This is a genomic window from Streptomyces sp. NPDC049627 (genome assembly GCF_044465645.1).
GTDB lineage: Bacteria > Actinomycetota > Actinomycetes > Streptomycetales > Streptomycetaceae > Streptomyces.
The window spans coordinates 82514-97000 of record NZ_JBITLW010000007.1 but is presented as its reverse complement, the minus strand read 5'-3'; the positions used below and the strand labels follow the sequence as shown (position 1 = coordinate 97000).

Sequence of the window (14487 nt, the reverse complement as noted above, 5' to 3'; positions counted from 1 at the left end):
GGCCAAGGGGGCCCGGGCGTTCCCCGGAGGGGACGAAGGATCAGTGGGGGTGCCATGTCGGTCGGGGAGCTCGAGTGGTCGCGCGGTGACCGTGCGAAGGCCGCAGCGAAGCTGATGGTCGGCTGGGTCGCGCTGTTGTGGCTGCTGGAAGTGATCGACGTGGTCAGCGGGCACGCGCTGGACGGCTTCGGCATCATCCCGCGCACCTCCTCCGAGCTGGTGGACGTCGTCCCGGCTTCCTTCATCCACTTCGGTTTCGCCCACGTCGCCGCGAACAGCGTGCCCCTGCTGGTCCTCGGGTTCATCGCGGCGCTCGGCGGGATACGCCGGTTCGCCGCTGTCTGCGCCCTGATCATCGTGGCCGACGGCCTGGGCGTGTGGCTGATATCCCCGTCCGGCACCAACACCGCGGGCGCCTCCGGCCTGGTCTTCGGTCTCTTCGGCTTCCTCGTGGTCACCGGCTTCGTGGAGCGGCGTCCTCTCGGCGTCCTGGCAGGCCTGTTGGTGGGCGCGGTCTGGGGCGGCTCGGTCCTGGCGGGCCTCGCCCCGACCCAGTCCGGCGTCAGCTGGCAGGGGCATCTGGTGGGGCTGGCGGCGGGGGTGGCGGCGGCGTTCGTGCTGCGGCGCCGGGCGGGCGGGGCCGCGCTCAGGACGCGTCGGGCGACTCAGGGTCCACAGGAAGGCGGCTGGTATCGACCGTGAGGCGTCCGATCTTGGTCTCCACAGCCACCTTGCCGTCGTACGGGAGCGTGTCTCGTCCCCGATAGCCGTCGGGCCCGGGGTTCCAGAGAGTGACGACGTGTCCCTTCTGCGGATCGCAGATCAGGTAGTTGGGGATGCCCCGAGACGCGTACTGCTTGTTCTTGACCTCGTAGTCGTTGCGAACACTGCTCGGGGAAACGACCTCGACCGCGAGCTCGATGAGATCCGGTGAGTAGGCGGTCAGATTCCGGTTCTTCTCGGCTGCGGGGATGATCGCGAGGTCGGGACAGAACTCGAAGTCGTCGCTGAAGGGGACGGCCACATCACTGATGAAACCCCACTCCGTGCCGAGCTGAGCTTCCAACTGCGTCCACAGCCGCACGATGGTCTCGTTGTGGAACGGCCTGAGGGGACTCATCACGATGTTGCCCTCGACAATCTCCATCCGGTACCCGCGGAACATGTCCTCGTACCGGGCGAGCTGCGAGTGCAGGCGGTCGCTGTCCGAGATGGTCACATCGGCCTCCCTCTCTCTGCACTCGATGGTAGGCCGCACCGTAATCACACGGTCAGACCTCGAACCAAGAGATCCAGGAGCGCACACCCGAACAGGGCAATCCCGATGAATCCGTTGACGCTGAAGAACGCCCTGTTCACCCGGGACAGGTCATGCGGGCGCACGATCGAGTGCTCGTAGAGGAACGCGCCTGCCACGATCAGCAGGCCCAGCCAGAAGAAGGCGCCGGCGTCGGTGACGACCGCGTACCAGACGAACAGTCCCGTCGTCACGGCGTGACAGACGCGCGCCCCCCAGATCGCCGCCGGGATGCCGAAGCGGGCCGGGACCGACATGACGCCGATCTCGCGGTCGGTGTCGACGTCCTGGCAGGCGTAGATCAGGTCGAAGCCGCCGATCCAGATGCCGACCGCGAGGCCCAGGATCACGGCCGTCCACGACCACTCGCCGGTGATCGCCAGCCAGCCGCCGACCGGGCCCATCGCCTGGGCCAGGCCCAGGATGGCCTGCGGGAAGTTCGTGAAGCGTTTGCCGTAGGGGTAGACCACCATCGGGATCACCGCGATGGGGGCCAGGGCGAGGCAGAGGGGGTTCAGCATCGCCGCCGAGCCCAGGAAGACCGCGACCGCGATCAGGGCGCCCGTCCAGGCGTGCTTCACCGACATCGCGCCGGTCACGAGTTCACGGTGCGCCGTCCGCGGGTTACGGGCGTCGATCTCCCGGTCGATGATCCGGTTGACCGCCATGGCAAACGTCCGCAGACCCACCATGCAGATGGTCACCAGGAGCAGCCGGCCCCAGTGGATGTTCTTGTCCCACTGGAACATCGCGGTGAGGGCGGCGATGTACGCGAAGGGCAGCGCGAAGACCGAGTGCTCGATCATCACCAGACGCAAGAACGCCTTGGTGCGTCCTGGCTGCGGAATCGCGGCGGATGCGCTGCTCAAAGGCCGTACTCCTTCCAGCGGCGGTCGACCTTCGCCGCCGTCTCGGGGTCGGACTCCACCATGTCCGGCCAGCCGCCGTCGCGGGTGTAGCCCTCCTCGGGCCACTTCTTCGTCGCGTCGATGCCCGCCTTGCCGCCCCAGAACTGCTGGTAGGAGGCGTGGTCGAGGTGGTCGACGGGGCCTTCGACGACCGTGAGGTCACGGGCGTAGTCGGTGTTGCCGAGGGCCCGCCAGGCGACCTCGTGCAGGTCGTGGACGTCGCAGTCGGAGTCGACGACCACGATCAGCTTGGTCAGGGACATCATGTGGGCGCCCCAGATCGCGTGCATCGTCTTCTGGGCGTGCTTGGGGTACTTCTTGTCGATCGAGACGATCGCACAGTTGTGGAAGCCGCCCGCCTCCGGCAGGTGGTAGTCCACGATGTCCGGAACGATGATCTTCAGCAACGGCAAGAAGAAACGCTCCGTCGCGCGACCCAGGGGGCCGTCCTCCGTCGGAGGCCTGCCGACGACGATCGACTGGAGCAGGGGCCGGCGGCGCATCGTCACGCAGTCGATCTTCAGGGCCGGGAAGGGCTCCTGCGGGGTGTAGAAGCCGGTGTGGTCGCCGAACGGCCCCTCCGGCAGCATCTCGCCGGGCTCCAGCCAGCCCTCCAGCACGACCTCGGCCTGCGCCGGGACCTGGAGCGGGACCGTCTTGCAGTCCACCATCTCGATCCGCTTGCCCGCGATGAACCCGGCGAAGAGGTACTCGTCGATGTCGCCGGGGAGCGGGGCGGTGGAGGCGTAGGTCACGGCGGGCGGACATCCGAAGGCGATGGCGACCGGAAGGCGCTCGCCGCGCCGCGCCGCCACCTGGTAGTGGTTCCGGCTGTCCTTGTGGATCTGCCAGTGCATGCCGATCGTGCGCTTGTCATGGCGCTGGAGGCGGTACAGCCCGAGGTTCCGTACGCCGCTCTCCGGGTCCTTGGTGTGGGTGAGCCCCAGGTTGAAGAAGGAACCGCCGTCCTTGGGCCAGGTGAACAGGGCCGGGAGCCGGTCCAGGTCCACCTCGTCGCCGTGCAGCACGACCTCCTGCACGGGAGCGTTGTCCGACTTCACCTTCTTCGGCGGTACGTGCGTCATCGCGCCGAGCTTCCCGAAGGCCTCGCGGACGCCGACGAACCCGTGCGGCAGCTCGGGCCTGAGCAGGCCGCCGATCTTGTCGGAGATCTCGCCGTACGACTTCAGGCCCAGGGCCTTCAGCAGTCGGCGGTCGGTGCCGAAGACGTTCATCGCGAGGGGCATGGACGAGCCCTTCACGTTCTCGAAGAGCAGCGCGGGACCGCCGGACTTCTGCACCCGGTCGACGATCTCCCCGACCTCCAGATACGGATCGACCTCGGCCTTGACGCGCTTGAGGTCGCCTTCGCGCTCCAGTGCCCTGAGCAGGGAACGAAGATCGTCGTAAGCCATGGGGTCAAGTATCCCCGAGCGGCTACCCTGGCCCTGAACCCGGGGGCCGTGCCCCCGGCACCGACGACCGTTTCGCTGGAGAGGGCCCATGCTCCGGGTGCTGATGTTCCTCGTGCCACTGGCGCTGAGCGTGTACGCGTTCATCGACTGCATCAGCACGAAGGACGAGGACATCCGCCACATGCCCAAGCCGCTGTGGGCGATCCTCGTCCTGGTGTTCCCGCTCGTCGGCTCGATCTCCTGGCTGATCGCGGGCAAGAAGCGCAGCCCGGCCGCCGACGGCTGGTCCGGCATGCGGGCCGGCCGGGAGCGGCAGCAGTGGGTCGCCCCCGACGACAACCCCGAGTTCCTGAAGTCCCTGGACGAGGACGACGACGGGAAGAAGGACGACCGGCACAAGCGGGACGAGCCCTGACCCCGAGGGGGTGACCGGCGTCCTCGATGGCTACGGGTCCGCCCGCAGCACCAGGTCCAGCAGCCCCGGGAACCGGGCGTCGAACTCTTCCTTCCGCAGCCGGTTGACACGCCTGGGCCCCTCGTCGCGCTGCTCCACGAGACCGGCTCCGCGCAGTACCGCGAAGTGATGGCTGAGGGCCGCCTTGCCGACGGGGACGTCGAAGCTGCCGCAGCTGCGGGACCAGACGTCGGACGCCGCCAACTCCCGTACGAGCGCGAGGCGTACGGGGTCGGCGAGCGCGGCGAGCGCGGTCTGGACGGAGACGTCGTCCGGGTGCGTGTGCTCGGGGGCGACCCGATGGCTGGTACCGGTGCGCTGAGCCATGCCGTACCCCCTGATCTGTCGCCGGCTGGATCTGCGGATCGATGGATCTGTGGATCTCTGGATCTGTGGATCTCTGACCGGTTGCCGAGTGTTCGATGAAAACCATACACTCCCGAGTGTTCGATCCCTGTTGAACACTTCAGGAGAGGTGTGTCGTCATGCGTGCGGTCGAGGTGCAGGAGTACGGCGGTCCGGACGTCCTCAAGGTCGTGGAGGCGGAGGTCCCCGAGCCGGGCCCCGGCCAGGTGAGCATCGACGTGGCCTACACGGGGGTGAACTTCGCCGACCTCAAGGCACGTGCGGAGGGCTACCGGGTGGCGCGGCTGCCGTTCGTCCCCGGCCTGGAGGTCTCCGGGCGGATCCGGGCGGTAGGTGCGGGCGTGACGGACCTGGCCGTCGGCCAGGAGGTGACCGCGCTGACGGAGGGCGGCGCCTATGCGGACGTGGCCGTCGCGGACGCGGTGACCGTCTTCTCGCTCCCCGCGGGCGTCGGCCTGCGCACGGCGGCCACGCTGCCGACGGTGCTGCCGACGGCGTACGCGCTGGTCCACGCGGTGGGCCGGCTGCAGCCCGGCGAGACGGTGCTGGTGCAGGGCGCCGCGGGCGGCATCGGCACGGTGGTGGGGCAGCTGGCCGAGGCGGCGGGCGCCGGTGCGGTGTACGGCGTGGTGTCGGGCGAGGCCAAGGCGGCGTACGCCCGCGAGCACGGCTACGACGAGGTGTTCGTCGGCGACTTCGCGGAGGGGGTGCGGGCGGCGACCGGCGGCCGCGGGGTCGATCTGGCCCTGGACCCGGTCGGCGGCGACACCTTCCGGGCCTCCCTGGGCTCCCTCGCGCCGTTCGGCCGTCTGGTCTCCTTCGGCAACGCGAGCTCCGCCGAGCCGTGGAGCGTGGGGCAGCCCGAGCTGTATCCGCTCGGCGTCTCGGTCGGTGGCTTCTCCATCCTGACGTTGGCGAAGACCGCTCCGGCGGAGCTTCGGGCGCTGGCCGAGCGGGCGTTCGCCGCGGTGGCCGACGGGACGGTGTCCCTGCCGGTGACGGCGGAGTTCGGCCTGGAGGAGGCGGCGGAGGCGCACCGGTTGATGGGGGCGCGGGCGAGCACGGGCAAGCTGCTGCTGCGGGTGTCCGGGGGCTGAGAGCCTGTGGGCGCCTGTGCGGGGTGGGCCTCGCGGGGCTCCTTCAGGCATGCCGGCTCTCGTTCGGCGGCAGCCCGGGTGCTCGGCGAGCTCGTCCGCCCACTCGGCCGGCGTCGTCGGTACACGCGGCCACGGATGCGGCGAGCGCACCGCCCCGCTGCCGCAGCTCCGCGACACGCCAAGCCCGCTCCCTCACCGACCAGCCCGTCAAGCCTCCCCACCCCGGCGTTCCTCCGCGTCAGCACACTTCGGGCGCCCGACGGCGAAGAGCGTGCGCGAACGCGTCGAGGGCGGCGAAGTCCTCGTCGCGCAGGCCGAGTCGGGCGTCCACGCGGTGCAGCAGCGCGGGGCCGTCGTGGTGCGCGGCGACGAAGGCGCGGTCGGCCGCGTCGAGTTCGTCGTCGACCCAGGCGAACGGCCTGCCCTCGGCGTGCGCGACGAGGTGGCGGGTCTTCCAGAACGTGCCGTCCGGCCCCGCGTCGTGCATCGTGGGCCACCCCACCACGGCCAGTTCCGGCAGCCCCAGAACCGGCGCGATGAACGTGTTCGCCTCCGCGCCCCACGTCGTCGCCCACACCAGGTCGTACGACTCCCCCAGTTCCAGGAGCCGACGGCCGTGGCCGGCGTTGAGCCACACCCGCAGCGGCCGCACCCGGTGCGCAGGCGTGTCGCCGTGCTGGGCGAGCCAGCCCTCGGGCTTCATACGGTGGGTCGAGTACCCGTCGGGGCGGCGCTCGGGCTTGGCGGCGTACGGGTTCAGCGGGCCGTCGACGTCGAGGTAGAGCAGGGGGCGGGGACGGGGCACGGAGTTGCTCCTCTCGGCACGAGGGGGCGGCCTCGGGCGAGCGTAACTCCGGCCCCGCGCCGTGGGCCCGCGCTTTATGCCGTGGGCCCGCGCTTATGGCCCGGGCATTATTCGGTCCCCGGTGCCCCCTCCGCCATCACCCTCCCCCCACCCGCCCCGCCCTCCGGCCCCAGGTCGATCAGCCAGTCCGAGGCGTGGGCGACGTCGGGGTTGTGCTCGATGGTGATGACCGAGTGGCCGGTGTCGGCGAGGCGTTGGAGTACGGCGAGGAGGCGGGCGGTGTCGGCGGAGTGGAGGCCGGTGGTGGGCTCGTCCAGGAGGTAGAGGGTGCTGCCCGCGGCCTTGCGGCCCAGTTCCTTCGCCAGTTTCAGCCGCTGGGCCTCGCCTCCGGAGAGCGTCGTGGCCGGCTGGCCGAGCGGGAGATAGCCGAGGCCGACGTCGGACAGGCGTCGCAGGCGCGCGTTGATCGCCGGGATGCCGGCGAACATCCCCAGGGCCTCGTCGACCGTCGCCTGAAGCACCTCGGCGATGTCGTGCCCGTCGTGGCGCACCGACAGCACCTCCGGCCGGAAGCGCCGCCCGCGGCAGCCCGGGCACCTCACCTCCACCGGCGGCAGGAAGTGCATGTGGACCGAGAGCACACCGGCGCCCTCGCAGCGTTCGCAGCGGCCGCCGGGGACGTTGAAGGAGAAGGCGCCGGGCGTCAGCCGTCCCCCGGAGCGGGCAGCGAAGGTCTCTCTGATCGGTGTGAACACGTCCGAGTACGTCGCCGCGTTCGAGCGCGGCAGCCGGCTGATCGGCTCCTGGTCGATGGTCACCACCTTGCCGAGGTGCTCCCAGCCGTCGATCCCGTCGTGCTCCCCGGGCAGGTCACCGGCGCCGTGGAAGTGCCGACGGGCGGCCCGGCCCAGGATGTCCAGCAGCAGGGTCGACTTGCCCGATCCGGACGGCCCGGTGACGGTGACGAGGCGGCCGAGCGGGATCCGTACCGTGAGGTCCTTGAGGTTGTGCGCCCGCGCCCCGCGTATGACCAGCGCCCGGTCGGCGTCCCCCCGCCGCTTCGACGCGGGCGACGCCAGCCGCCCCGACAGATACGCCCCCGTCACCGAGGGACCCGCGGCCGCCGCGCCCGCCCGCGCCACCTCTTCCGGCGTCCCCTGGGCCACGATCCGCCCGCCGTGCCGGCCCGCACCCGGACCGACGTCCACCACATGGTCCGCCGCCCGCAGCACGTCCAGGTCGTGCTCGATCACCAGCACCGTGTTGCCGAGGTCCCGCAGCCTGCGCAGCACGTCGACCAGGCGGGCGGTGTCCGAAGGGTGGAGCCCCATGGTCGGCTCGTCGAGGACGTACAGCACGCCGGTGAGCCCCGAGCCCAGCAGCGCGGCCAGCCGCAGCCGCTGCGCCTCGCCCGCGGAGAGGCTCGGCGTCGGCTGCTCCAGGGTCAGATAGCCGACGCCGACGTCGACCAGCCGCCGTACACGCTCCGTGAGGTCGGCCACGACCGGCTCCACGAACAGCCACTCGTCCGCGGCAACCCGCTCGCGCAACCCGCCCAGCCAGGCGGCGAGTTCGTCGAGGGACGCGCGGGCCGCCTCGACGATCGTCAGGCCGTGCACGGTGACCGCCCGGCTCTCCGCCCGCAGCCGGGCGCCGCCGCACTCGCCGCACGCCTCCTTCACCAGCGCCTGCTTCTCGGTGCGCTCGCGGTACTCGGTGTCCTCGATGCGCTCGGCGTAGCGCCGCATCAGCGCGGTGGCGACGCCCTCGAAGCGTCCGGCGGTGACGGTGGCGGGCGGCTCGGCGTCCGGGAAGTAGCGCCGGAACTCCGGGCTCTCGACGCCGTGGAGCAGCAAGTCCCGCTCCGGTCCGCTCAGTCGGCCCAGCGGCCGGTCCGCGTCGAAGGTGAACCCGTAGTGCCGGGCCGCCGCCCGCAGCAGCTGCACATTGCGCTCGACGGTCTTCGGGTGCCAGCCCAGTACGGCGCCCTCCGTGACCGAGCGCTCCTCGTCGACCAGGCGTCGTACGTCCGCCCGGATCACCTCGCCGAGGCCGGTGCAGGCGGGGCAGGCGCCGGCGGGCTTGTTGAAGGAGAAGGAACCCATCACCAGTTCGGGGACGGGCGTGCCGCAGTGCGGGCAGGGGACCTGTTCGCCCTCGGAGACCTCGTCGTCGTAGCCGTACTCGTACGCATGCGACGGCGGAACGTCCTTCCCGCAGCCGGGACACGGCCGTACCCCGATCCGCGACCAGAGCAGCCGCAGATAGGTGAACACCTCGGTGACCGTGCCGACGGTGGACCGGGGGCTGCGGTTGGTGAGGTGCTGGTCGACGCTGATGGACGGGGACAGACCGGTGACGGAGTCCACGGAGGGGCGGCTGACGAGGCCGGTGACCATGCCCAGCGACTCCATGTACTGCCGCTGGCCCTCCCGGTGGAGGGTGTCGAAGGCGAGGGTGGACTTGCCGGAGCCGGAGAGGCCGGTCATGACGACCAGCTTGTTCTTGGGAATCGCGAGGGTGACGTTGTCGAGGTTGTGCAGACGGGCGCCAGTGATGCGGATGCAGTCCTCCATGCCTTCAAGTTTTCCATTGAAGTGCTTGTGGAGACTTTGGCCGGACGTCTCGCACATGCCTCCCTGATGACACGGAGATTCCTGCCGCGTAACCTTCAAGTCCCGTGAGCAACGACGACGAACGACTGCGGCCGGTCGACCTGGCCCGCCTGGCCGGGATCTCGACGCAGCAGGTCCGCAACTACGAGGAGGCCGGCGTCCTGCCCCCGGCCGCGCGTACCGCCTCCGGCTACCGGACGTTCACGGCCGTGCACCGGCGGGCGCTGCTGACGTACCGCGCGCTGCTGCACGGGTACGGGCCGGTGACGGCGGCCGGGATCATGCGGGCCGTGCACAGCGGTGACGTCCCGGCCGCGCTCGCCCTCGTCGACGCCGCGCATGCCGCGCTGCACGGGGAGCGGGCCGGGTTGCGGGCGACGAGCGAGGCCCTGGAGACCCTGACCGGGGCGCCCCCGGCCGAGCTGCCGCACTCCGGTCTGCGCATCGGCGAGGTGGCCGCGCTGCTCGGCGTACGGACGTCGGCGCTGCGGGTGTGGGAGGCGGCCGGACTGCTCGCACCGGAGCGGGAGCGGGGCACGGGGTACCGCGTCTACCGGCCGGCCGACGTGCGCGACGCCCGCCTGATCCACACCCTGCGCCGCAGCCACTACCTCCTCGACCAGATCCGCCCGGTCCTGGACGGCCTGCGCCGGGAGGGCAGCACGCAGGCCCTGCGTACGGCGATCAGGACACGGGGCGAGATGCTGACCGCCCGCACCCGGGCGATGCTGTCCGGTGCGGGACGCCTGGACGACTACCTGGAGTGCGTCGGCCGAAAGGCGTAGAGCAGAACATCCTGGCGCCTGTCCCGTCGTTGGGTCGGGCATGAAGATCATCGCTTACGCCGCCCTCGCCGGCGCGGCCCTCCTCGCCGCCGCCGTCCCCGCCTCGGCGGACGACGGGCCCATCGACTTCGGCATCTTCCAGGGCGTCAACGACACCAAGGGCTCGGGCTCCACAGACAGTGCGTCGAACTCCACCGTGCCGAAGTCGGCCCTGGTGATGGTGGTGGAGGATCTGATGTCGCCCGGCCGGCAGTGACCGGCCCCCGGAGCCGGAGCGGAAGAGGGCATGGACAATGCGCGGCGAATTTTGACACGGTGAGGAGCGCCAGCCCGCAATCGAACGCGTAATCGATTCTGCTTGGGGGTCCCTCATGCCCGCGCACCCGGACGCCGTCGCCTTCTACACCACCCAGAGCACCTTCTCCGATCCCGGCGAACTCGCCTCCCACTACGCCGGCCTCCCTTCCGACCCCGCTCAACTGGCCCGTGTCGTCCGGGATTTGATGGTCCACCGCGGGGAGGCCGAGCTGTTCCGGCACATCCATCCGACCGACCGTCTCCACCACGACGCCGAGTCCCGCTACATCGACGACATCCTGCGGATCGTCGTGGGCCGCAGCGCCGCCCCGCTGTCCGAACCGCGTGCGGTCGGCGACCGGTTCGTCGGGGTCTGCCGTGACTTCGCGTTGCTGCACTGCTCGTTGCTGCGCCACCACGGCATCCCGGCCCGGGTGCGCTCGGGCTTCGCCGACTACTTCCGTGCCGACGCCTTCCACTGCGACCACGTCGTCACCGAGTACTGGGACGACCGGCGCGGCACCTGGCTGCTCGCCGACCCGCAGCTCGCCGATCCCGCCCTGCACCACGCCGGGCACGTGGACTTCGACCCGATGGACGTGCCGCGCGACCGCTTCCTCGTCGCGGGCGAGGCCTGGCGGGCCATCCGCGAGGGCGGCGCGGACCGGAGGACCTTCGGGCTCCACCCGCCGGAAGAAGGCCCGTTCTGGGGCGAGCGGTTCGTGGCCGGCAACATCCGGCTCGACCTCGCCGCCGTGAACAAGGTCGAGACGCTGCTGTGGGACGTGTGGAGCGAGGACGAGGGGAAGCCCGGGGAACCGCTGCCGGAGTCGTCACGCGCGTTCTACGACCGGGTCGCCCCCGTCGTCAGCGGCGACTTCTCCGTCGAGGCGGCGAGAAGGCTGTTCACCGAGGACGACGTACTGCGCACCCCGAAGACGGTGACGTGTTACGCCCCCTTCAACGGACCGAGTCTCGTCACCCTGCGCCAGGGGCAGTGTTCCGCCGGCGGCAGTGTTCCGGTCACAGGAGAGTGGGGTCATGGATCAAGCACAGGCGCGCCAGTGGCTCGGTACCGCCGTAGCTGAGGCGCGTGCCGGGCTCGGCGAAGGCGGCATTCCCATCGGCGCCGCGCTCTACGGCCCCGACGGGGCACTCCTCGGCCGCGGTCACAACCGGCGCGTCCAGGACGGCGACCCGTCCATGCACGCGGAGACGGCCGCCTTCCGGGCGGCGGGACGGCAGCGGTCGTACCGCGGAACGACCATGGTCACCACGCTCTCGCCCTGCTGGTACTGCTCCGGCCTGGTCCGGCAGTTCGGGATCTCGCGGGTGGTGATCGGCGAGGCGGTCACCTTCCACGGCGGGCACGACTGGCTGGCCGAGCACGGCGTGGACGTCGTGCTCCTGGACGATCCCGAGTGCATCGGGATGATGCGCGACTTCGTCAGGAACCATCCGGCCCTGTGGAACGAGGACATCGGTGAGTAGGCCACGCATGCCACACACGTCACATACGCCACACGCGCCACGCATCCCCACGATCGACCTCAGGCCCTGGCTCGAAGGGGACGCGCAGACGCGCGGAGCGATCGCCCGCACCGTCGACGAGGCCCTGCAGACCGCCGGGTTCCTCCTGGTCACCGGGCACGGTGTGGACCCGGCGCTGCGCGCGCGGATCCGAGCGGCGGCCCGTGCCTTCTTCGTCCTCCCCGCCGAGGTCAAGCAGGCCTACGCGGCCAGGGTCGGCGGCCGCGGCTGGCTCGGGCCCGGCGCCGAGGCCAACGGCTATGCGGAGGGCACGGAAACCCCGCCGGACCTCAAGGAGTCGCTGACCTTCGCGACGCACGAGCCGTTCGAGGACCCCGTCGTCAACGCCGAGTGGTACGCGCCCAACGTGTGGCCGGCCGAGGTGCCCGGCCTCCGGTCGCTGTGCGAGGAGTACCTGGCGCGGATGGGCGAGCTGGAGAACCGGCTGCTCTCCCTGCTCGGCGCGGCCCTCGGTCTCGAACCCGACTTCTTCACCCGGCACATGGACCACCCGACGTACGGCTTCAACATCAACTGGTACCCGGGGACCGAAGTCGTCGGGGAACCGGAGCCCGGTCAGTTCCGCATCGGTCCGCACACCGACTTCGGGACGGTGACGATCCTCGACCGGCAGGCGGGGAAGGGCGGGTTGCAGGTCTACACGGACCCCGCGGACGGAGGTGCGGGGTGGGAGGACGCGCCGTACGATCCGGACGCCCTCACCATCAACATCGGGGATCTGATGGCCCGTTGGACCGGCGACCGGTGGCGGTCCGGGCGGCATCGCGTGCTGCCGCCGCCCGCCGACGCGCCCGCCGAGGAGCTGATGTCCCTCGTCTACTTCGGCGAGTGCACGCCCGGGACGCTGGTCGAGTCCGTGCCCGCGCCGGTGGGGCGGGTGGCGTACGAACCGGTCGACTCGCATGTGTATCTGCGGGCGAAGCTGGACTCGATCACCGTCGGCTGACGCCGTCGGCCGCTCCGCCTGGGCTGATCGCAGCGAACCGTTTCTGGGAAAGGGTTGCCTCGTTGGGCGGGATACCACCCTTTCGGGTGTGTCCCCCCCCGCCGCTAATGGAGCCGCCTGTGCGAATCACTGACATCCAGCGCTGCGAGGTCCGGCCCGGACGTCTCGTCGAATGGACGCTCGGTCCGGCGGCCGTCGCGGCGGCGACGGGACTGCCGGAGGACTCACGGCCGCCGGCGTACATCCAGGAGTCGCACATCAGAACCGCCCGGTCCGTGCGCGACGACGGCCTGTTCGTGCCGACCTGGCTCGGTGCGGCGTTCGACCTTCCGGGCCGGGCCGACCTCGACGCGCTCCAGGAGGCGCTGCGCGGCTGGACGCTGCGGCACGAGACGCTGCGCAGCGGCTTCCGCTGGTCGGGCGAACCCGGCGACGAGATGCGCCGGTTCACGCTCGACGCCGACGCGGTGTCCCTGCAGCGCGAGGACGTCGGCGACTTCACGGAGCCGGCGGACCTGGTGCGGCACCTCCAGAGCCGCTTCGACGTCACCGCGGACGCGCTGCGCTGGCCCAACCTCATCTACGCGGCCGTCGTCCGCTCCGACTCCACCAGCGTGTACATGGCCTTCGACCACAGCAACGTCGACGGCCACTCCATCCACCGCATCCCCGCCGAGATCCAGGAGCTCTACGCGGCGGCCGTCGCGGGCCGGGCCACGACACTGGCGCCGGTCGGCAGTTACGTCGACTTCTGCGAGATCGAACGGACGGACGCGGACCGGATCGACGACAGCCACGAGATCGTCGCCCGCTGGCGGGAGTTCGTCGGCCGCTGCGACGGCAGGCTGCCGGACTTCCCCCTCGACCTCGGCCTGGACCCCGACGGCGGGCTGCCCACGCAGAGTCTCCTGCGCGAGAGCCTCACGGACGCGGACACCGCCGCCGCCTTCGAGGCGTACTGCCGTCCCTACGGCGGCAGCGCGGTCGGTGTCCTGGCCGCCACCGCCCTCGCCGTCCACGACATCGGCGGACAGCCCGTCTACCGCACCGTCGTGCCCCTGCACACCCGGGTGAAGTCCCGCTGGTCGGACTCCGTCGGCTGGTACGTGGGCGGCGCCCCCATCGAGATCCCCATGTCCGAGGCCCGCGACCTGCCCGGCGCCCTGCGGACGGTACGCGCCGCGCTGCACGCCAACCGGCACCTGGCCCGCATGCCGCTCGCCCGCGTGCTGCGCCTGCTCGGCTCGGACTTCCGCCCCACCTCCCCCGACCTGTACTCGATCGTCTCCTACGTCGACGCCCGCGGCGTCCCCGGCTCCGTGCGCTGGACCGAGCAGAAGGCGTACGGGCTGATCAGGGTGTCGTACGGCGACCAGGTGTGCGCCTGGATCACCCGGCTCCACGAGGGCCTGTGGTTCGCGAGCCGCTTCCCGGACACCGACATCGCGCACAAGAACATGCGGCTGTACGTGGAGCGGCTACGGGACGTCATCGCCTCGGCGGTCCCGTCCGCACGCCCGCCCGTCTCGTAAGCGCACCGAACGGTTGCTCGCGGTCGCAGCGGGCGGCCGGCCGGCCGCCGACTCCCGGGTGCGTCCGGCGTGGGGTGGAGCGGATCCTGCTGGTGGACGGGGGCGGGTCGTGGATCGCCGGGTTCGCGGGGCGGTGGGCCGGGCGGCGCGCTGGAAGCCGTCTCCGACAGCGTCGTGCACCGGCACCGGCACGTCCCACCGCACAGCGTCCCTGGGATCCGCCCTCCAGCACCTCGATCAGCCGCTCGAACCGGGCCCGCCAGCGCTGTTCCGACTCCGTCTCGCCCTGGAACTCATGGGTGAAGCCGAGCGCGGCGCCCTGCTCGCCGGGTTCGCGGGGCGGTGGGCCGGGCGGCGCGCTGGAAGCCGTCTCCGACAGCGTCGTGCACCGGCACCGGCACGTCCCACCGCACAGCGTC

The 14487-nt window shown here is 71.2% G+C and carries 15 protein-coding genes; 9 read left to right on the top strand and 6 right to left on the bottom strand.

Annotation, left to right across the window (positions count from 1 at the left end):
- The first annotated feature begins 54 nt into the window (after positions 1–54).
- Positions 55–702, top strand: a complete 648-nt coding sequence (locus tag ACIBU0_RS20035; protein ID WP_398819901.1) for a rhomboid family intramembrane serine protease — start codon at positions 55–57, stop codon at positions 700–702.
- Here ACIBU0_RS20035 and ACIBU0_RS20030 read toward each other — a convergent pair.
- The 3 genes from ACIBU0_RS20030 to ACIBU0_RS20020 are packed head-to-tail and all read right to left on the bottom strand — an operon-like array spanning position 647 to position 3620.
- The gene (locus ACIBU0_RS20030) at positions 647–1219 is read right to left on the bottom strand and encodes a Uma2 family endonuclease (RefSeq protein ID WP_398819898.1); all 573 of its coding nucleotides are present in this window, start codon (positions 1217–1219) and stop codon (positions 647–649) included. The genes ACIBU0_RS20035 and ACIBU0_RS20030 overlap by 56 nt on opposite strands.
- 44 nt (positions 1220–1263) lie before the next feature.
- On the bottom strand, positions 1264–2166 hold the full coding sequence (gene mqnP / locus ACIBU0_RS20025) for a menaquinone biosynthesis prenyltransferase MqnP (protein ID WP_398819896.1): 903 nt from the start codon (positions 2164–2166) through the stop codon (positions 1264–1266).
- A complete protein-coding gene (locus ACIBU0_RS20020; RefSeq protein WP_398819893.1) occupies positions 2163–3620 on the bottom strand; it encodes a menaquinone biosynthesis decarboxylase in 1458 nt (485 codons plus the stop codon). The genes mqnP and ACIBU0_RS20020 overlap by 4 nt, the downstream gene beginning before the upstream one ends.
- Positions 3621–3708: 88 nt before the next feature.
- Here ACIBU0_RS20020 and ACIBU0_RS20015 point away from each other — a divergent pair, with 88 nt between their 5' ends.
- Positions 3709–4035 (top strand): PLD nuclease N-terminal domain-containing protein, encoded by a 327-nt coding sequence (locus tag ACIBU0_RS20015; protein ID WP_398819890.1) that lies wholly within the window; start codon positions 3709–3711, stop codon positions 4033–4035.
- A gap of 30 nt (positions 4036–4065) precedes the next feature.
- Here ACIBU0_RS20015 and ACIBU0_RS20010 read toward each other — a convergent pair whose 3' ends face one another.
- The gene (locus tag ACIBU0_RS20010) at positions 4066–4401 is read right to left on the bottom strand and encodes an ArsR/SmtB family transcription factor (protein ID WP_398819888.1); all 336 of its coding nucleotides are present in this window, start codon (positions 4399–4401) and stop codon (positions 4066–4068) included.
- A 158-nt stretch (positions 4402–4559) separates the two neighbouring features.
- Between ACIBU0_RS20010 and ACIBU0_RS20005 the strand changes: the two genes are divergently transcribed.
- The gene (locus ACIBU0_RS20005) at positions 4560–5537 is read left to right on the top strand and encodes a zinc-binding alcohol dehydrogenase family protein (protein WP_398819885.1); all 978 of its coding nucleotides are present in this window, start codon (positions 4560–4562) and stop codon (positions 5535–5537) included.
- Between the two features lie 238 nt (positions 5538–5775).
- On the opposite strand, the gene ACIBU0_RS20000 is transcribed toward ACIBU0_RS20005, so the two are convergent.
- On the bottom strand, positions 5776–6342 hold the full coding sequence (locus ACIBU0_RS20000; RefSeq protein ID WP_398819883.1) for a hypothetical protein: 567 nt from the start codon (positions 6340–6342) through the stop codon (positions 5776–5778).
- Between the two features lie 107 nt (positions 6343–6449).
- The gene (gene uvrA, locus ACIBU0_RS19995) at positions 6450–8918 is read right to left on the bottom strand and encodes an excinuclease ABC subunit UvrA (protein ID WP_398819880.1); all 2469 of its coding nucleotides are present in this window, start codon (positions 8916–8918) and stop codon (positions 6450–6452) included.
- A 104-nt stretch (positions 8919–9022) separates the two neighbouring features.
- Here uvrA and ACIBU0_RS19990 point away from each other — a divergent pair, with 104 nt between their 5' ends.
- From ACIBU0_RS19990 to ACIBU0_RS19965, 6 genes are all read left to right on the top strand, one after another.
- Positions 9023–9742, top strand: coding sequence for a MerR family transcriptional regulator (locus ACIBU0_RS19990; protein ID WP_398819877.1), 720 nt, complete (start codon positions 9023–9025; stop codon positions 9740–9742).
- Between the two features lie 40 nt (positions 9743–9782).
- Positions 9783–9998 carry a hypothetical protein gene (locus ACIBU0_RS19985; RefSeq protein ID WP_398819874.1) on the top strand — a complete coding sequence of 72 codons (216 nt, stop codon included), beginning with the start codon at positions 9783–9785 and terminating at the stop codon, positions 9996–9998.
- 115 nt (positions 9999–10113) lie between these two features.
- On the top strand, positions 10114–11127 hold the full coding sequence (locus ACIBU0_RS19980) for a transglutaminase-like domain-containing protein (protein ID WP_398819872.1): 1014 nt from the start codon (positions 10114–10116) through the stop codon (positions 11125–11127).
- Complete coding sequence (locus tag ACIBU0_RS19975; protein WP_398819869.1) at positions 11081–11530, top strand: nucleoside deaminase; 450 nt, start codon at positions 11081–11083, stop codon at positions 11528–11530. Before ACIBU0_RS19980 ends, ACIBU0_RS19975 begins: the two co-directional genes overlap by 47 nt.
- Positions 11531–11537: 7 nt before the next feature.
- Positions 11538–12536: an isopenicillin N synthase family dioxygenase gene (locus tag ACIBU0_RS19970; RefSeq protein ID WP_398819866.1), complete on the top strand. Its 999-nt coding sequence runs from the start codon at positions 11538–11540 to the stop codon at positions 12534–12536.
- Between the two features lie 119 nt (positions 12537–12655).
- Positions 12656–14068 (top strand): condensation domain-containing protein, encoded by a 1413-nt coding sequence (locus tag ACIBU0_RS19965; RefSeq protein ID WP_398819863.1) that lies wholly within the window; start codon positions 12656–12658, stop codon positions 14066–14068.
- The last annotated feature ends 419 nt before the right edge of the window (positions 14069–14487 follow it).